This is a genomic window from Brachybacterium sp. AOP24-D1-21 (genome assembly GCF_052378665.1).
Taxonomy (GTDB): Bacteria; Actinomycetota; Actinomycetes; order Actinomycetales; family Dermabacteraceae; genus Brachybacterium.
Genome location: NZ_JBQSXX010000001.1, coordinates 3,017,611 through 3,035,278, shown reverse-complemented (window position 1 = coordinate 3,035,278; position 17,668 = coordinate 3,017,611). Strand labels below are relative to the sequence as shown.

General features: G+C 69.5%; 16 protein-coding genes. 3 read left to right on the top strand and 13 right to left on the bottom strand.

The window, feature by feature from the left end; genetic code table 11:
- Position 1: 1 nt before the first annotated feature.
- The 8 genes from ACT3UF_RS13650 to ACT3UF_RS13615 all read right to left on the bottom strand — a co-directional run bounded on the left by ACT3UF_RS13650 (position 2) and on the right by ACT3UF_RS13615 (position 8,491).
- Positions 2–1,579: a UDP-N-acetylmuramoyl-L-alanyl-D-glutamate--2,6-diaminopimelate ligase gene (locus ACT3UF_RS13650; RefSeq protein WP_444501754.1), complete on the bottom strand. Its 1,578-nt coding sequence runs from the start codon at positions 1,577–1,579 to the stop codon at positions 2–4.
- A 2-nt stretch (positions 1,580–1,581) separates the two neighbouring features.
- Positions 1,582–3,417, bottom strand: a complete 1,836-nt coding sequence (locus ACT3UF_RS13645) for a peptidoglycan D,D-transpeptidase FtsI family protein (RefSeq protein WP_441443522.1) — start codon at positions 3,415–3,417, stop codon at positions 1,582–1,584.
- Between the two features lie 2 nt (positions 3,418–3,419).
- A complete protein-coding gene (locus ACT3UF_RS13640; protein ID WP_441443523.1) occupies positions 3,420–3,938 on the bottom strand; it encodes a hypothetical protein in 519 nt (172 codons plus the stop codon).
- A gap of 1 nt (position 3,939) precedes the next feature.
- Complete coding sequence (rsmH, locus tag ACT3UF_RS13635) at positions 3,940–4,935, bottom strand: 16S rRNA (cytosine(1402)-N(4))-methyltransferase RsmH (protein WP_441443524.1); 996 nt, start codon at positions 4,933–4,935, stop codon at positions 3,940–3,942.
- Positions 4,936–5,149: 214 nt separating this feature from the next.
- Positions 5,150–5,581, bottom strand: coding sequence for a division/cell wall cluster transcriptional repressor MraZ (mraZ, locus tag ACT3UF_RS13630; RefSeq protein WP_299299844.1), 432 nt, complete (start codon positions 5,579–5,581; stop codon positions 5,150–5,152).
- A 543-nt stretch (positions 5,582–6,124) separates the two neighbouring features.
- Positions 6,125–6,523: a DUF3040 domain-containing protein gene (locus ACT3UF_RS13625; protein ID WP_441443525.1), complete on the bottom strand. Its 399-nt coding sequence runs from the start codon at positions 6,521–6,523 to the stop codon at positions 6,125–6,127.
- 134 nt (positions 6,524–6,657) lie between these two features.
- Positions 6,658–7,950: a DNA polymerase IV gene (gene dinB / locus ACT3UF_RS13620; protein ID WP_441443526.1), complete on the bottom strand. Its 1,293-nt coding sequence runs from the start codon at positions 7,948–7,950 to the stop codon at positions 6,658–6,660.
- Positions 7,951–8,005: 55 nt separating this feature from the next.
- Positions 8,006–8,491: an SAV_6107 family HEPN domain-containing protein gene (locus tag ACT3UF_RS13615; RefSeq protein WP_441443527.1), complete on the bottom strand. Its 486-nt coding sequence runs from the start codon at positions 8,489–8,491 to the stop codon at positions 8,006–8,008.
- A 157-nt stretch (positions 8,492–8,648) separates the two neighbouring features.
- Here ACT3UF_RS13615 and ACT3UF_RS13610 point away from each other — a divergent pair, with 157 nt between their 5' ends.
- On the top strand, positions 8,649–9,491 hold the full coding sequence (locus ACT3UF_RS13610; protein ID WP_442331809.1) for a spermidine synthase: 843 nt from the start codon (positions 8,649–8,651) through the stop codon (positions 9,489–9,491).
- 229 nt (positions 9,492–9,720) lie between these two features.
- Here ACT3UF_RS13610 and ACT3UF_RS13605 read toward each other — a convergent pair whose 3' ends face one another.
- Together ACT3UF_RS13605 and ACT3UF_RS13600 are read right to left on the bottom strand one after the other, a co-directional pair.
- Positions 9,721–9,924: a cold-shock protein gene (locus ACT3UF_RS13605; RefSeq protein ID WP_193104230.1), complete on the bottom strand. Its 204-nt coding sequence runs from the start codon at positions 9,922–9,924 to the stop codon at positions 9,721–9,723.
- Positions 9,925–10,199: 275 nt separating this feature from the next.
- A complete protein-coding gene (locus tag ACT3UF_RS13600; protein ID WP_441443529.1) occupies positions 10,200–11,174 on the bottom strand; it encodes a proteasome assembly chaperone family protein in 975 nt (324 codons plus the stop codon).
- 153 nt (positions 11,175–11,327) lie between these two features.
- Between ACT3UF_RS13600 and ACT3UF_RS13595 the strand changes: the two genes are divergently transcribed.
- Entirely contained in the window at positions 11,328–13,571 is a 2,244-nt protein-coding gene (locus ACT3UF_RS13595; protein ID WP_444501731.1) for a HelD family protein, read from the top strand.
- A 214-nt stretch (positions 13,572–13,785) separates the two neighbouring features.
- Here ACT3UF_RS13595 and nrdR read toward each other — a convergent pair whose 3' ends face one another.
- Both nrdR and ACT3UF_RS13585 read right to left on the bottom strand, forming a co-directional pair.
- Entirely contained in the window at positions 13,786–14,265 is a 480-nt protein-coding gene (nrdR, locus tag ACT3UF_RS13590) for a transcriptional regulator NrdR (protein WP_442331807.1), read from the bottom strand.
- A 28-nt stretch (positions 14,266–14,293) separates the two neighbouring features.
- The gene (locus ACT3UF_RS13585) at positions 14,294–14,689 is read right to left on the bottom strand and encodes a peptidoglycan-binding protein LysM (RefSeq protein WP_441443532.1); all 396 of its coding nucleotides are present in this window, start codon (positions 14,687–14,689) and stop codon (positions 14,294–14,296) included.
- A gap of 170 nt (positions 14,690–14,859) precedes the next feature.
- Here ACT3UF_RS13585 and lexA point away from each other — a divergent pair, with 170 nt between their 5' ends.
- The gene (gene lexA / locus ACT3UF_RS13580; protein ID WP_441443533.1) at positions 14,860–15,555 is read left to right on the top strand and encodes a transcriptional repressor LexA; all 696 of its coding nucleotides are present in this window, start codon (positions 14,860–14,862) and stop codon (positions 15,553–15,555) included.
- Between the two features lie 43 nt (positions 15,556–15,598).
- On the opposite strand, the gene ACT3UF_RS13575 is transcribed toward lexA, so the two are convergent.
- Complete coding sequence (locus tag ACT3UF_RS13575) at positions 15,599–17,620, bottom strand: ATP-dependent DNA helicase (RefSeq protein WP_441443534.1); 2,022 nt, start codon at positions 17,618–17,620, stop codon at positions 15,599–15,601.
- Positions 17,621–17,668 lie beyond the last annotated feature (48 nt).

Below are 17,668 nucleotides of genomic sequence, written 5' to 3'. Positions count from 1 at the left end.
CTCAGCGTCCTTCATCCATGTGGTCGGCGTCGGCGCCTCCGCGCGTGGTCGGTGCACCTCGCAGTGCATCCCGCAGTCGGAGGCGATCATCGAACGGCTGGACGATACCGCCGATCTGCTGTCCGGTCTCGGCTCCCTTGCCGGCGACGAGGATGGTGTCGGACACGTCCGCCAGCGACGCCGCCAGGAGGATCGCCTCCCCGCGCCCATCTACCTCGTGGACCTGCGCGTTCGTGCCATCAGGGATGCCCTGGAGCACCTCGCGGCGGATCGAGGCCGGGTCCTCGGTACGCGGGTTGTCATCCGTGACGATCACCACGTCCGCGAGGCGTGCAGCGATCTCTCCCATCGCCGGTCGCTTGGTCCGATCGCGATCGCCACCGGCCCCCATCACGACCAGCAGCCGCCTGGTGCCGGGGACCGCGCGCAGCGTGTCGAGGGCCTGTTCGAGGGCGTCAGGGGTGTGGGAGTAGTCCACGACCCCGCGGACAGGGCCCTGGGTCACCGACTCCATCCGGCCGGGAACCGTCCCGGCCTCGCCGAGCGCCCGCACGACGTCGGGGCCGGTGTGCCCCAGCGCCGCCAGCAGCAGTTCAGCCGCCAGGGTGTTGGCGACGTAATGGCGTCCCGGCAGTGCGGCGTGCAGCTGCCTCGTGCCCCCGGGCCCGTCGACGACGAATGTCGAGCCGTAGCCGTCCGGGCGGATGTCCCGCGCGCGGTGGTCCGCGTCGATCTCCGGACGGGTGGTGTAGGTCGTCACTGGGATCTCGGACTCGCGGGCGAGCCGCTGACCCCAGGCGTCGTCGACGCAGATGATCCCGCGGCGTGCATGGGCCGGGGTGAACAGGGTGCGCTTGGCCTCGTAGTAGTGCTCCATGGTGCCGTGGAAGTCGAGGTGGTCCTGCGTGAGATTGGTGAAGCAGGCGACGTCGTAGATCACCTCGTCGGCTCGGTGCAGCACCAGGGCGTGGCTGGAGACCTCCATCGAGACCACCGAGACCTCATCCTCGACCATGCGGGCAAGGAGCCCGTGCAGCTCCGGCGCCTCGGGGGTGGTGCGCACGGTCGCGATCTCGTGATCCGTGCGGTGGGCATCGCGGTAGCTGGTGCCGCTGGTGCCGATCGCGCCGGCGGGCACTCCGAGCTCGAGCAGGGTGCGGGTGATCGCGGTGGTGATCGAGGTCTTGCCATTGGTCCCGGTCACACCGACGGTGGCGAGCTTCGAGGCGGGACGGCCCTGGACGAGGGCCGCCGCGGTGGCGGTGGCCGCGCGGGGGTCCTCGACCACCAGGGCCGGCAGTCCCGCGGCTTCGCACCGGTCCCGCCCGGCGGCATCGGTGAGCGCCATGACAGCTCCCTGGCGCGCGGCCTGGTCGGCAAATTCGGCGCCGTGGGCGTTGGCGCCGGGCAGGGCGCACCAGAGGTCCCCGGCCTCCACGGCGCGGGAGTCGAGGGTGACCCCGCGCAGCGTCAGATCGTGGCCTGGCGCCAGGGTGTGGAGGGCGCGGGCAAGGTCCGCCGCGCTCGCACCGTGAGGGCGGCGCGGGCGGGCGGGTTCGGGGACGGGCTCTGCCGGCACGGTCACTGCTCTCCCCACTCGTTCTCGAGCTCACGGCCGGTGACGCCGGTCGGCGCGATGCCCTGGTTCTGCAGGGCGAAGGTGGTCAGCTCCGAGAACGCGGGTGCGGCGGCCCGACTGCCGGAGATGAAGGTGTTCAGGCCGAAGATGAACACGCCGACCACGATCTCCGGGTCATCGGCGGGGGCGAAGCCGATGAAGGAGGCGGTATAGGTGCTGTCCCCGACCTGCGCGGTACCGGTCTTGCCCGCGACTGCGTAGCCGGGCACCGCCGCGCTGGAGGTCTCGTCATCGACCGAGTTGTCCATCAGCTGCTGCATGGTGTCCGCGGTCTCGCTGGAGACCACGCGAGTGCTCTCCGGCTCGCCGAGCGGGCGTACGGAGCCATCGTCCTCGCGGATCCCAGCGATCAGCGAGGGCTGGACCCGCACCCCGTCATTGGCGAAGGTGCCCACCGCGGAGACCATCTGCAGGGCGTTGACGCTGTATCCCTGGCCGAAGGCGGTCGTATAGCGGGTGCGGCCGGTCCACTCCGCTGCCGGGTGGACGAGGCCTGCGGACTCTCCGGGCAGCTCCACGCCGGTCCGCTCCCCCAGCCCGAAGGCCCTGAGGTAGTCGTGACGGACCTCGGGGGTGAGGGTCTCGGAGATCTGCACGGTGCCGACGTTGGAGCTGTTCTTGAGCACGCCCGCGAGGGTCAGCTGCTGGTCCGGATGGTGGTGCGAATCCTTGATGCGGTGGCCGTCGAACCACTTCTCATAGGGGATGTCGTACTGCGTCTCGGGGGTGACGGTCCCCTCTTCGAGCGCGGCCGCGATCGTGAACAGCTTGCCGGTGGAGCCCGGCTCGAAGACGTTGGAGATGGAGCGGTTGCCCCGGTCCTGCTCCTCCGCGTCTCCCGGCTTGTTGGGGTCGTAGCTGGGGTACTCCGCGAGCGAGAGGACCTCGCCGGTCTTCGCGTTGTAGACCACGGCGCTGCCGCCGGTGGCTCCCCACTGCTGGACAGCTCCGGCCACGATCTGCTGCGCCTTCCACTGCAGGTCGCGGTCGATGGTGAGCACCACGTCGTTGCCGTCGACGGCCGGGGTGGTCTGCTGCTTCCCGGTGGGGATGATCTGCCCCTGGGCGCCGCGCTCGTAGGTGGTCTTGCCGTCGGTGCCCCGCAGCTCCTCATCGAAGGAGAGCTCGGTGCCGGCCAGGGCCGTGCCGTCATCGCCGACAAAGCCCAGGACGTTGCCGCCGACCGATCCGGCCGGGTAGATCCGATCAGCCACCGGGGTGGAGCCGATCCCAGGGATTCGCAGGGACATAGCCGCGTCCCGCACCTCGGGGTCGACGTTCTTCTGCAGGTATGAGAATCCGGCGTCGCCGGTGAGCGCCTCCTCGGTCTCCGAGACCGTCCATCCCAGCACCGGGGCGAGCGCTGCGGCGGCGGCGTCGACTCCGGTCACATCCGCGGTCTTCGAGGTGGCGAGGTACTCGTCCACCTGCATCTGGTTGACCCACAGGTCGTAGCGCTGCACGGAGCTGGCCAGGGCGGTCCCGTTGCGGTCGGTGATCTCGCCGCGAAGGGCGGGGATGGTGCGGGTGACGGTGCGCTGCTGCACCGCCTCCTCGGCGCGTGCGCTCGCATCGAGACCCTGTACCCAGATCAGGCGACCGGACAGGGCGAGCACCGCGACCATGATCAGGCACACCAGCAGGCGGTGCCGGGTGGAGGGCTCGCCCAGACGAGCCTGCGGGAGCCGAGCTCGCGCGGTGCCACCGGATCGGGGACGACGGGAGCCCGCTGCGGAGCGGGGGGTGTTCTTCCTGCCGTTCCTGCGCGGTGACGTCATCCTCAGGCCCCTTCGTTGCCCATGCCGTGGTAGGCGTCGGGCTCGTCGTAGATCTGAGCCGGCGGCACGGCGACCTCTGCGGGTACCGCTGCGAGCTCAGGGTTGGCCTCAGTCTGCGCCGTCGGAGACGTCTCTCCGATGATCTGGCCCGTGTCGAGGTCGATATATGCCGGATCCGACACCGGGACCATGCCGATCTCGCGCGCCTGACGCTCGAGCTCCTGGGGCGTGCCGAGGCGTTCATTGGTCTCCGCGAGCGCCTGGCTCTCCTCGTTGAGTCGCTGGGACTGGCCCTGCAGGCGGTTGATCTCGTAGCTCGCGTCCGACATCTGGATGTTGAGGTAGAGCAGCGCTGCGAGGGTCGCTGCGACGATGAGCGTGCAGAGCATCGTGAACGGCATCGAGCTGCCGGCAGCCTTCGGGGTCGCGACCACCGTGAGGCGCGGGCGCGGGGCGGAGGCCGGCTTCGCTCCGCGGACCGGGCGGATCGCGGGCGCATGAACGGCTGTGGTGCTTGCCATCTCAGTGTGCTCTCTCAGCGGGTCGGGTACGGGTCAGTGCGCGGAGGCGGACGGAGGCGGCACGGGAGTTGCTGCCGCGCTCGGTGTCATCAGCCTGGAGTGCGCCGCGCACGATCGGGACGAAGGACGGCTTGTGCTCCTCGAGCTCCACCGGCAGTCCGGGAGGGGCCGAGGATCGGGTGCGTCGCGCGAAGGCCGTTTTGACCAGACGGTCCTCGCCGGAGTGATAGGACTCCACGACGATGCGGCCGCCGACGTGGAGGCAGTCGAGCGCCGACTCGATGGCGGAGGCGAGGATCTCGAGCTCCTCGTTGACCGCGATCCGCAATGCCTGGAAGGTGCGCTTGGCGGGATGGCCGCCGCTGGCCTTCGAGGAGCCGGGGATCGCCCGGTCCAGCAGCTCGACGAGTTCGCCGCTCCGGGTCAGCGGAGCGATCTGTCGCTGCTCGACGATGCGACGGGCGATCCGCTTGGCGAAGCGCTCGTCGCCGAGGTCGTGGAGGATGCGGGAGATCTCGGCCTCGGGCAGATCGCGCAGCAGATCCGCGGCCGTCGGTCCCTCAGAGGCCGTGTCCATCCGCATGTCCAGCGGGGCATCGACCGAGTAGGAGAAGCCGCGGTCGGTGGTGTCGATCTGAAAGCTCGACAGGCCCAGATCCATCATCACGCCATGCGCGCCGGGGAGGCCCAGCTCCTCGAGCACCCCGGGGATCTCGTCATAGGTGGCGTGGACGAGCGTGGCCCGGTCCCCGACCCCCTCACGGTCCAGCCGGCGCCGTGCGAGCTCGAGAGCCTCGGGGTCGCGATCGATGCCGACGAGTCGTGCGTGGGGAGCAGCGTGGAGGACGGCGGTGGCGTGGCCGGCCATGCCGAGCGTGGCATCGACGTACACCGAGCCGGGCTCCTGGAGAGCCGGGGTGAGGAGCTCGACCGAGGTGGCCAGCAGGACGGGGACGTGCCGTTCTTCTGCCGGCAGGTCGCGCTGTGTCTCGTCCATGTCACCTCTCCCCTGGGTCCTGTACGTGCTGTTCGTGAAGAGCGGACCCCTGCGGGTCCTCCCTGTCTGTCTTTCCTGCCTGCCTGTCGACCCGCATCCTGCTCGCGGTGCCGTCCTGCCAGATTCCTCGTCGTTCCCGACCCGCCACCGGGGAAGTTGCGTCGGGGCGGGAACGACGAGAGGTCTCACAGGACGGAGAACCCTCGGGTCGAGCTCAGAACAGGCCGGGGATCACCTCTTCGGAGGTCTCCGCGAAGCCCTGCTCCTTCTGTTCGAGATAGGCGTCCCAGGCCGGGAGCGACCAGATCTCGAGGCGGTCGAGCGCGCCGATGACGGCGCATTCCCGGTCCAGATCCGCATAGGTGCGCAGATGGCCCGGGATGGTGATGCGGCCCTGCTTGTCCGGGATGACGTCCTCCGCGCCGGACAGCAGCACTCGCAGGTAGTCGCGGGTGCGCTGATCGGTGGTGGGGACCCGACGGGCCTCCTCGAGCTTCTGGCGGAACTCCATGAGCGGGTACACGGCGATGCAGTGCTCCTGTCCACGAGTCATGACCAGCCCCGAAGCGAGCTCGTCCCGGAACTTCGCCGGAAAGATCAGGCGTCCTTTCTCGTCCAGCTTGGGCGTGAAGGTGCCGAGGAACATCAGCGCCCTCCTTCACTCACCGAGCCTCACGATCCAGAACCCATCTCCTTCCAACACGCTCCACTTTACCCCACTACCCCCCACCAGATGCCACATATGCGGGAGATCTCCTCCCCTTCTCCACGAACGCCGCAGGTCACAGCCGTGGGGCGAGGTGGGGGGAATTTCCCGTGCGGCGCGTCTCAGGCGGTCTTCTCGGGGTGCAGTCGCCAAGACTGCGAGCACTCTCAGCAGAGAACTGGCAGGTCAGAGAGCCACGACCGGCCAAGGGGCGTGGTCGTGGGGGCCTGTGGAGGGAGAGGGAGGTGCGCGGTGGAGCGATGTGGGGAATGGGGCGGAGATCATCGTCAGGCGCAGCCCGACCGGCAGGTACGACCAGCCTCAGCGGCGAGACTGGAGGACGCCTCGGCACCGCCGGTGCCGGTGCCGGCAGGACTTCACCCGGCTCCGGACATGACGATGCCCCGGCTCATGAGAGCCGGGGCATCGGAGTCTTTGGGCACATCTGTGGGCACAGCAGTGCCGTGCCGTGGTGGGGAGAGGTCAGAGGCGGGGGTCGTCCCCCGCGCGCTTCTCCCAGCGCTCCTCCAGCTTGCGCATGAAGGTGCCGTCGCCACCGGAGGTGGTCGGGCCGGAGCCTCCACCCCCACCGCCGGGCGAGTCGTTGCCCTCGGAGGAGCCACCGGGAGCGGTGACCGCGTAGACCGCGCCGGTCAGCATGCCGATGAAGGCGATCACGCCGAGCCAGACAGCTGGCAGGCTGACGGCGAGCACCAGCACTCCCAGGCCTACGACGACAGCTCCCAACCCGATGAGGATCCGACGCCCGCTGCGGCGCGGCGGCGGCTTTGGCGCGAAAGCTCGCGCGAGACGCGGATCGTCGGCGAAAAGCTGACGCTCCATCTCGTCGAGCATCTTCTGCTCGTGTTCAGACAGCGGCATGATCCCGCTCCTTGTCCCGTCCTCTCGCGCCGGTCGGCGCACCGTTCACCGTGTGAGAAGGCATTGCCCTCATCGGCGGTCTCCCCAGTTTAGAGCGTGTTCCTGGGTTATGGGAACTTTCCCTCCGTTAGGTCTCAGAACAGACCATCACTGGGCTCTCCCGAGCCGTGCGGAGCGCCCTTCTCCGGCGCCGCGCCCTCAGCTCCTGACGCGGTGCGCTGCGACCCGCCCTCCGCGGGACCGAGGGTCGAGCCGCGGCTGAGGCTGTGGGCGCCGAAGCGCTCCATCGCCTGGTCCATCGCAGCTTCGAGGTCGTGCCATCCGGCGGACCGTGCCGACAGCTCCGCCTGCATCGGGACCCCGGCAGCCGGCTCGAGGTGGGTCGCCCGCACCCCCGCCAGGCGGACCCGCGGCAGAGCATCGCGTTCACGGTCCCACAGGGTGACCACCTGTTCGCGCAGCCGTTCCCCGCTCGCCGTCGGCAGATCGAAGGTCGAGGAGCGTGTGATCGTGGTGCCGTCGGGGGCGCGGAGCTTCAGCACCACCGTGCGGGCGACGAATCCTCCGCGACGCAGTTGCCGCGCGACGTCGTCCGCCATCTGGGTGATGCGCCTGCGCACCTCCTGCGCGTCGGTGAGGTCCGCGTCCCAGGTGCGCTCCGTGCCCAGTGAGCGGTCCCGCGTCCGATGGCCGAGCCCCGTGCGGTCGCTGCCATCAGCCAGGGCCGCGACCTCCCGTGCGCGTGGCCCTAACGCTCGCGTGAGAGTGGTGGACGGGATATCTCGGAGCTGACCCACGGTGCGCACCCCGATCCGCTCGAGCGCGGACTGCGCCTTGGGGCCGATCCCGGAGATCACCGACACCGGAAGCGGGGCGAGAAAGGCTGCGGTGTCATCCGCAGGGACGATGAGCATGCCGTCGGGCTTCGCCTGGGCCGAGGCGATCTTCGCCACCGCTCGGGAGACCGAGCCACCCACCGAGCTGGGCAAACCGAGCTCGTCACGGATCCTCCGCCGCAACAGGTCCGCGATCTGCTCCGGCTCCCCGAAGAGGCGGCGCGCTCCGCGCACATCCAGGAACGCCTCGTCGACGCTGATCTGCTCGACATCCGCGACGACGTTGCCCAGCAGCGCCATCACCTCGGAGGAGATCTCGCGGTACACGTCGATGCGGGGAGGGACGATGACGAGGTCCGGGGCCAGGCGCCGCGCCGAGGCCATCGGCATCGCCGAACGGATCCCCCGGGTGCGTGCGGGATAGCTGGCTGCAGCCACCACGCCTCGGGCCCCGGCGCCGCCGACCACGACGGGCAGGCCCCGCAGGCTCGGGTCGTCCCGCACTTCGACGGAGGCGAAGAAGGCGTCCATGTCCAGGTGCAGGATCCCGGGGATCTCATGTCCGGGATCCTCGTCCGCGCGCAGGTTCATCAGCACCTCCCTCGAGCTCGCACTGTACCGGGGCTGGAGACGACCGCTCGGTCCCTCAGCCCGCAGCCGTGAGATCTGTGATGTGCGCGGGAAGATCCTCGAGCAGTCGCTGGGAGATCTGCGTCAGGTGGCAGGCGGTCTCCTCGAGGTGCCGCTCCAGCAGGTCCGGGTCCGGCTGAGCGGAAGGATCCCGATCCAGCCGTGTTCGCTCCGAGACCAGCGGGGCCAGGCGCTCAGCACGCTCGATGTCCTCCCCGCCGAGCCGCGCGAGCGCGGTCCACACGTTCAGCGGCAGAGGCCGGCGGCGCTCCCGATTGGCTCGCGCCACGAGCACCCCGGCGCCGCGCAGCGCAGCGCGATGGGCGAGCTCGAAGGCCTCTCGCGGATCCTCCTGGACCGCCGCCCGAGCCTGCTGCAGCAGGTCCCGTGCACGTTCGAGATCCGCCTGGTCCTGGTCGAGCCGGGCCAGGCGCAGTCGCAGCGAGGGTGCACTGACGGAGAGGACTGCGGCTCCTCGGCGGCGGGATGTCGTCGGTGTCATCGGGCTCCTCCTCCTGGTGCACGGCGGACGGCGCTTCCTGCATCGCCCTGGTACCGAGAACGCTAGAGGCGGGGTGTGACATTCGACGCCGCGCCGGGGCTGCTGTGGACCACCGGCCACTGGGGAGGAACGGTCGACGATCTCCTAGAGTGGGGCGATGTCCCGACGTGACCGCTCGCGCCGCGCTGCCTTCGAGCAGCTCGGACCGCTCGATGCCCTGATCCCCATCTCCACCGGGAGCGCCCGGTTGACCCTCGAGAACGATGGATCGGTCCTGCTGGATGTCAACGGGGTCCCCTCCTCGCACCTCCACCCGGACCCCGAGCACCTGGTCTTCGAGTACATGCGGTGGATGCTGCTGGTGATCGACCGACATCTCGAGGGCCATGAGAGCGCAGGCACCGGGCCAGCGATCCAGCTCGCGCATCTCGGCGGCGGCGGCTGCTCTCTGCCACGGGCGATCGCCTCCCGGCATCCGCGCTCACGCCAGATCGTGGTGGAGATCGACGAGCTGCTCGCGCAGCACGTGCGGATCTGGTTCGACCTCCCCCGCTCCCCACAGCTTCGAGTGCGCACCGAGGATGCCCTCAGCGCCCTGACCTCCTGGCGCGAGGACCGCTTCGACGTGCTGGTGCGGGATGTGTTCTCCGGCTCGCTCACGCCGCCGGAGCTCATCACGGTCCAGGCCGCAGAGCACGCGGACCGGGTGCTCCGCAATGGCGGCATCTACCTGGCCAACTGCGCCGCCCCGCCCGGGACCGGGCTGATGGCCGACGAGGTCGCCACTCTGTCCGCTGTGTTCCCGCATGTCGGCGTCATCGCCGAGCCGGCGCACCTCTCGGGCAAGCGGCGGGGGAACTGCGTTCTGCTCGCCTCACGTCGGCCGCTTCCTGAGGCCATCGACCGGGATCTGCGCTCCGATGCCGTCTCGGTGCGTCTGGCCCGCTCGACGCAGGTCGACGCCCTCGCCCGGGCCGGACGGGTGCTCGGGGCGGCCTGACGTGGTCTGGGCCGCCTGACGCACGCGGAGCTGCCGGACGTAGGCGCGACTGCCGGACGCGCTCGGAGCTGCGCGACGTACGCGCGACTGCCGGAGGCACTCGGGGCCGATGAGGCGCCCAGGGCCCTCACCTGCCCGCAGGCGTGCGGCCCCGCCCAGATGACAGCGAACCGGGCAGGAGCGCAATGCTCCTGCCCGGTCCGTGAGAGTTTCGCGGGGACGCCGTCGGTCAGACCGGGCGGACCTGCTCGGCCTGCGGGCCCTTATCTCCCTGAGTGACCTCGAACTCCACGCGCTGACCTTCGTCGAGCGCGCGGTAGCCATCCATGTCGATCTTGCTGTGATGAACGAAGACGTCTGCGCCGCCTCCGTCGATCTCGATGAATCCGAAGCCCTTTTCGGCGTTGAACCACTTGACCGAGCCCTGTGCCATACCTGTCACCTTCTGTGTCGTCCTTCATCGATCGCACGACGCGATCGCGGTGCCGCGTGAAGCCGTCCCCCGCCGAAGCGGGTGGCGCATTGGTGCATGCCGTACTGCTGTGCCGAGGCACCGTCGTCGGACTGTCCTGCTGGACCTGCATCACCGCAACGCCGCCATTCTGTCACGACCGTGGCCCGGTTCACACGGACTGAGGCAAGACGTGATCACGAAGACGTAACGAACTGGGTCACGAGGTGGCATCTGCTACGCGCGGGACGCGGCTCTCAGCCGGGGAACGGCTCGTCCGGGGAATTCCCGTCGTGGTCGGCGAGGAAGCGCTCGAAATGCTCGCCGATCTCCTCCGCGGTCGGGAGATCCATCGTGGTCGCGAGCGGCGACTGGTCGCTCTCGCTCATCGCGTCGTACTGCTCCTCGAGGGCGCTGACGATCTGGCGCACCTCCGAGTTCTGGGCGAGGGTCCCCTGCAGCGCGACCGTGGCCGCATCGGTGAGGTCACCGAGGTGCACCAGCGGAAGATCGAGCTCAGCCGCTTCGCTGACACGGCGCAGCAGCGCCAGCGCGCCAGCCGGGAAATCGGTGCGCGTGAGGTAATGCGGCACCTGTGCCGCATAGCCCATCGCCGGATGGCCCGCCCGCCCCAGCCGGTGCTCCAGCAGAGCGCTGAACGCGGCCGGGATGATCAGTTCGCCGGGCTCCTCGTCCCCGCTCTCCGGAGCGGTGCCGGGCGCTGGCGTGGGGCGAGTGTTCGGCCGACCCAACAGCGCGGGGTCGTTCGCATGGGCGAACAGACCGATAGGTCGGGTGTGCGGGACCGCCATCGGCACCGCCTGCATGCCCACCACCCGCTCCACATCGAAGAACTCGACCAGATCGATCAACGCCTCCGACAGCCGGCGCCACTGGAGATCCGGCTCCGGGCCGTCGAGGAAGAGGAAGGGACGATCACGTTCGTCATACATCAGCGACAGCGTCAGCTCAGGCAGCTCGACATCCACGTAGGAAGTGCCGTCGAAGGTCGCGCGGGGGCGGGCACCTCGGTAGTCCAGCAGCTCATCAGTGTCGAAGGACACCAGTCGCAGATGGCGCAGCTCGTCACGCAGATAGGTCGCCGCGATGCGGCAGGCATTGCCCGCATCAACCATCCCCGGCAGGGCGTGGACCAGGGTGAGGCCCGATCGCGGAACGGCCTCGAGCACTTCGGTGGCTTCGAAGCGGTAGAGATCTCGGGGGTCGCGCATCGCGGTCTCCTCCCTCGCGGCCGTCTGGATGCTGGTGACCTGATGGCACGCGCACCCAGGCCCGTCCACCATAATGGACCACCGTGCTTCGCCGACCCGGGGTCCGCCCGGTGAAGGCGCGGCGCGAGGATGCAAAGGTGGAGAGGCAGAGCTGTGGACGACGCTGAGGGACAGATCGCCCGGGAGATCGCGCGCGAGCAGGCGTATGCCGACCGGCTCTACACACGACTCGACGAGCTGATGGTCCAGGTCGAGAGCAACCTGGATCAGATCCAGGGATCTCAGCACGCCTCGACCCACCAGAACCGCTCCGAACGGGACTCGTTCATGGCGCTGTACGAGGACCGTCTGGCGCTGCTGCGCTCGGTCGCCCGCAGCGTGGTCTTCGGACGGTTGGACATGGATGACACCGCCCGTCACTACATCGGCCGCATCGGTCTGTTCACGGCGGAGCGCGAGCAGCTGCTGGTGGACTGGCGCGCCCCGGCTGCGGCCGCGTTCTACCGCGCGACCAGCACCGAGCGGCTTGAGGTGCGGCTGCGCCGTCATCTGATCAATCGTGGTCGCACCGTGATCGGTCTCGAGGACGACGTCCTGGACCAGACCGTCCTGGATGATCCCGACCACGACGTGGTCCTCCAGGGCGAGGGCGCACTGCTGGCCGCGGTCTCCGGCAAGCGCACCGGGCGCATGGGGGACATCGTCGCGACCATCCAGGGCGAGCAGGACCGGATCATCCGCTCCGAGAACCGCGGGGTGATGGTGGTCCAGGGCGGCCCCGGCACCGGCAAGACCGCGGTCGCGCTGCACCGCGCCGCCTACCTGCTCTACACCCATCGTCGCCGCCTGGAGCACACGGGTGTGCTGATCATGGCGCCGACGCCGGGGTTCCTGCGGTACATCGAGCGGGTGCTGCCGAGCCTCGGCGAGTCCGGGGTGGTGATGCTCACCCCCGGCGAGCTGTTCCCCGGGGTGGAGACCTTCCTGCACGATGACGACGAGGTGGCACGTCTCAAGGGCGACAGCGCGATGGCCGAGCTGCTCTCGCGAGCGGTCAAGCAGCGTCAGGTGGTCCCTCAGGAGGACGTCCAGCTGCGCATCGACGGCACCCCCATCACGCTGACCCGAGAGGTGATCCGCGCCGCGCGCAGGGAAGCTCGCGCCACTCACAAGCCGCACAACTCCGCGCGCGCCGTCTTCGTGCGCGCTGCGATGGACCGGCTCGTGGACAAGTACGAGAAATCGCTCCGCAGCCAGGGCCACACTGTGATCCCCGAAGATCGGGCGGACCTGCTCGCAGATCTCCGCAACAACCCCGAGGTCAAGCGTCAGCTGAACCTGGCCTGGCTCCCCTACACCCCGCAGGGATTCCTCCGGATCCTGTTCTCCCGCCCCGAGCGTCTGCGGGCGGTCGCCCCCCACAGCCTCGCAGACCGGGTCGAGCTCCTGGTGCGGCCCAAGGATGCACCCTGGACCGTCGAGGACGTCCCCCTGCTCGACGAGGTCGCGGAGCTCCTCGGAGAGGACTCCGCACCGGCCGAGGCGCGGGCCCGCGACGATGCCGAGCGCCGCAAGGCCGACGTCGACTACGCCCGCAGGGTCATCGAGAACGTCGACACCTCCGGGATGATCCGGGCCGAGGACCTCGCAGACCAGGTCAGTCAGGTCAGAGACGGGCGGACCCTCGCCGAACGCGCCTCCTCGGAGCGCAGCTGGACGTACGGGCATGTCGTGGTCGACGAAGCCCAGGAGCACTCGCCCATGAGCTGGCGCGCGCTCATGAGGCGTGCGCCCACGAAGTCATTCACGGTGGTCGGGGATGTCGCGCAGACTTCCTCCGCCGGCGGCACCGACTCCTGGTCGGCCGCGCTCTCGCCCTATATCCAGGATCGCCTGCAGATCGAGCACCTCACGGTCAACTACCGCACCCCGAGCCGGATCATGGACCGTGCGGTGGCGATGGCCCGCGCGCACAACCTGCCGGTGACAGAGGTGAGCTCGGTGCGCGAGGGAGATCGTGATCCCCGCATCGAGCGCACCGAGGAGTCCTCGCTCACCGCCCGGACCGCTGACGCGGTGGTGACGGTGCACCAGGAGCGACTGGGACGTCTCGCCGTGATCGTGGCCGACGAGCGCATCTCCGCGATCGCCGCCGAGCTCCGCTCCCGCAGTGGGCTGCCGAAGGTGGGCGTGGGATCCGCGGGCGTGGACGACGAGATCGCCGTCATGTCGGCGCAGGACGCCAAAGGGCTCGAGTTCGATGCTGTCGTGCTGGTGGAGCCCGCTGAGCTGATCGACGCCCACGGGGCCGGGGATCTCTACGTGGCGATGAGCCGATCCACCCAGCATCTCGGAGTGGTCCATGCGCGCGCACTTCCTGCCGGCATGGCCGGCTGAGGACCACCCCGTCCGCTCACCCGCTGACCGTCCAGCAGACGAGGATCGGCGGCCGTGGCTTCCCCTCCACGACCGCCGATCAGGTGTGCGCTGCAAGAGCGCACGAGGGATATCTTAAGCACAGGAACAGGTGCTCAAGCGCCAGATCCACAAAATCTACGAAACCCGCACGATCCGGCGGCGGATGCATCCCTGCGATCCCGCTCAGCTCGGCTCAGACGGAGGTCTCCTCGACACCCGCCCCATGCAGGCCCTCGGCACGCAGACGTGCGATGGCGGCCTCGAAATCCTCGAGCGAGTCGAACGCCTGGTACACGCTCGCGAAGCGCAGATAGGCCACGACATCCAGTTCCTGGAGGGGCTGCAGGATCGACAGGCCGACCTGATGGGCATCGATCTCCGCGAGCCCGCTCGAGCGAATGTTCTCCTCGACCCGCTGGGCGAGCATGGCCAGCTGGTCGTCGCTGACCGGACGCCCCTGGCATGCCTTCCGTACTCCGGAGATCACCTTCGCCCGGCTGAACGGTTCGCTGACCCCGGAGCGCTTGAGAACCGACAGCGACGCGGTCTCCGAGGTGGAGAAGCGCCGCGAGCAGTTGGGGCACTGGCGGCGCCGACGGATCGTCGCACCGTCATCGGACGTGCGCGAGTCGACGACACGCGAATCGGAGTGGCGACAGAACGGACAGTGCATCCACTCAGGGTACCGGCATCGGATCCGCTCAGCGGATCGCATCCCCTGAGACGGGCAGCTCGATCTGCTGGCCCGCGGTCACACGGCCGGTGGGCAGGTGGTTGAGGGTACGCACCTCAGCGACGAACTCCTGCTCGCTCATGGCCTCCGGAGCGAACTCCTCGGCATAGCCCCAGAGGGTGTCTCCCGCCTCGACCGTGATGGTGACGGGCTGCTGGGAGTCGGTCCCTGCCAGCGCCGCAGGAAGATCCACCGTCAGCAGCACGGCGGCAGCCACGAGCAGTCCCAGCAGGAAGGCGAGGCCAGCGAGGAGGAAGCGTCCCCGACGGGTGGGGACGAGTCGAACGCGTGCTCGATCTGCACCCTCGACGCGCTGCTCGCGCTGCGCCGGAAGAGAGAGGACCGTGGCGGTTCCAGTATTCATATCCGAACTCCTGTTCGATCGAATGTATGTGCGACTGTAGCCCGACGTTCCGGCGACACGCAAGGGAAACATCGAACACATGTTTGGCTTCTGCCTCACGCCGCCCTACGCTGGGTCACACCACATACGGAACCGCGAGGGTCCGACAGACGACGCCAGGAGGCCTCACGATGACGCCGAGCACCCCCAAGCCGATCCGGTCCCGCGGCGAGGCTCCCGCCGATGAGCGCACCGAGGGGCTCAGCCGGCGGCAGAGGCTGATCCTGGAGACGATCAACGCGGCGGTCGCCTCACACGGCTATCCGCCCACCATGCGCGAGATCGGCGATGCCGTGGGGCTGACCTCCTCCTCGTCGGTGGCCCATCAGCTGCAGTCGCTCGAACGCAAGGGCTTCCTGCGCCGCGATCCCAAGCGCCCGCGGGCGATGGAGGTCGTGATGCCAGAGGCGGATGACGCCCCCGCGCCCCTGCCGGTGACCGAGCTCAGCCCGAACTCCGTGACGGTGCCACTGCTGGGGAGGATCGCCGCCGGTGTACCGATCACCGCCGAGGAGCAGATCGAGGATGTCTTCACCCTTCCCCAGCGTCTGGTGGGCGACGGCGACCTCTTCCTGCTCCAGGTGGTCGGGGATTCGATGATCGACGCCGCCATCTGTGACGGCGACTGGGTGGTCGTCCGCTCGCAGAACACCGCGGAGAAGGGCGAGATCGTCGCGGCGATGATCGATGGCGAGGCCACCGTCAAGACGTTCGTGCAGCGCGACGATCACGTCTGGCTGATGCCGCACAACCCGGCCTTCGCACCGATCCTGGGCGACCATGCCGAGATTCTCGGGAAGATCGTGGCGGTGCTGCGCGCGATCTGAGCCCCCGCTCGATCCGGTGCCGGGGCTGCAGCGACGCCCTGCGTCAGCTCTCGGAGAGGCGACGCAGCGCGCTGAGCGCGACCTCCGGGTCCGTGGTCGGCCACAGCGGGGGCATCGACTCCCGCAGATAGCCGCCGTAGCGAGCGGTCGAGAGACGCGGATCCAGCACCGCGACCATCCCGCGGTCCGCCGTGGAGCGGATGAGCCGCCCGGCCCCCTGTGCCAGCAGCAGGGCCGCATGCTGGGCCGAGATCGACATGAAGCCGTTCCCGCCCCGCTGTCCGATCCGCTCCTGGCGGGCTGCGGTGAGCGGATCATCAGGCCGGGGGAAGGGGATCCGGTCGATGGTGACCAGGCGCAGCGAACGTCCGGACACATCCACGCCCTGCCACAGGGTGAGGGTTCCGAACAGGCTCGCATCCTCCTCGTCACGGAAGGTGCGCACCAGGTTCGCCATCGAGTCCTCTCCCTGCACCGCGATCGTCAGGTCGAGCCGAGCTCGCACATGCTCGGCGGCGAGCTCAGCTCCCCGCCGCGAGGAGAACAGGCACAGCGCACCGCCCTGAGAAGCCTCGACCAGCTCCGTGAGGTGGTCGAGCATTGCCGTGGAGGGCCCCTCACGCCCCGGCTGCGGAAGATGACGAGCGGTGTAGAGGATCCCCTGCCGGCGATATTCGAACGGGCTGCCCACATCGAGTGCGGCCCAGGCGTTGGCGTCCTCCCGCGGCGGCAGCTCCGCCGGGTCCATCCGCGCGGCGCGAGCCAGCCCGACCTCCCCGGCCGCGGGTTCGAAGCGGCCCCCGAGGGCCAGGGTGGCGGAGGTGAGCACGGCAGTGCGGTCCTCGAGGATCGCACCGCGCATCGCACCCGCGACGCTCAGCGGAGCCACCTGGATGCTCGAGCGCCCGGTGGCCTGGGAATGCGAGATCGAGACCACGTCATCCTCATCGGGAGCGGCGAGCCGTTCGCAGACGTCGATGATCTCCTGGAGGTTGGCGCGAACCGTCTTGCGCGCGCCGGCGGAGGATTCGTCCCCCGCATCCTTCGCGTCCGAGTGGGCGGTGCGGGCCTCGACCCGGAGCTGGGTGACGGCGTCCCCGAGCCGCGCCGGGAGATCACCGATCACGCGCCCGTCGGGAGACAGCTCGAGGGCTTCGCGCAGCTCTTCGGAGGCGTCGTCCAGCGCCGTCCCGGCCACCCCGAGGCCACGCAGGTCCCGCACCGTGCCTCGGAGCATGCCGGGGGTGAGCACATCGGTGACGGCGCTGGTCACCCGGGCGGAGAGATCGTGCGCCTCGTCGAAGACGACCACATCGTGGTCGGGGATGATCCCGTGGTTGTCGAAAGCATCGATCGCGAGCAGGGCATGGTTGGTGACCACGATGTCGACTTCGCGCGCGAGCTCTCGGCTGCGCTCGGCGAAGCAGTCCTCCACCATCGGGCAGCTGCTGCCGATGCACTGATTGCCGGTCACGGAGACCTGGCGCCAGGCGCGGTCCGAGACGGCATCCTGGAGCGAGTCTCGGTCCCCGCTGTCCGTCTCCTCCGACCACTCGCGCAGGCGCCGCACCTGGTCTCCCAGGCGCTCGCTCCCGGTGCGGGCAGGATCGGTGGAGGCCTCGGCGAACAACGCCCCCGGATCCACGTCGACCGGATAGCCGCCGGCGATCTTGTGCTTGCACAGATAGTTGGCCCGCCCCTTGAGCAGCGCATAGGTGGGCGTGCGCGACAGATGCGGGGCCACCGCCTCGACCAGGCGCGGGAGGTCCTTGCGGACGATCTGGGTCTGCAGCGCGATGGTCGCGGTGGAGATCACGACCGGACGCCCGCTGACCAGTGCGTGACGCAGGGCCGGCACCAGATAGGCGAGCGACTTGCCGGTGCCGGTGCCTGCCTGCACCAGCAGATGGCGGCCGCCGGACATCGCCAGATCCACGGACTCCGCCATTGCCTGCTGGCCCGGACGGGGCGCTCCGCCGATCGCTGTCACGGCGGCGTCCATCAAGGTGGACAGGGGGATCTCACCAGCCGCCGGGGACGCGGGATGGTCGGTGGCGGCGGTCATCCGGTCAGGGTATCCGCGTCCGGTCCCGCGCCGTCTCAGGCTCTGCCC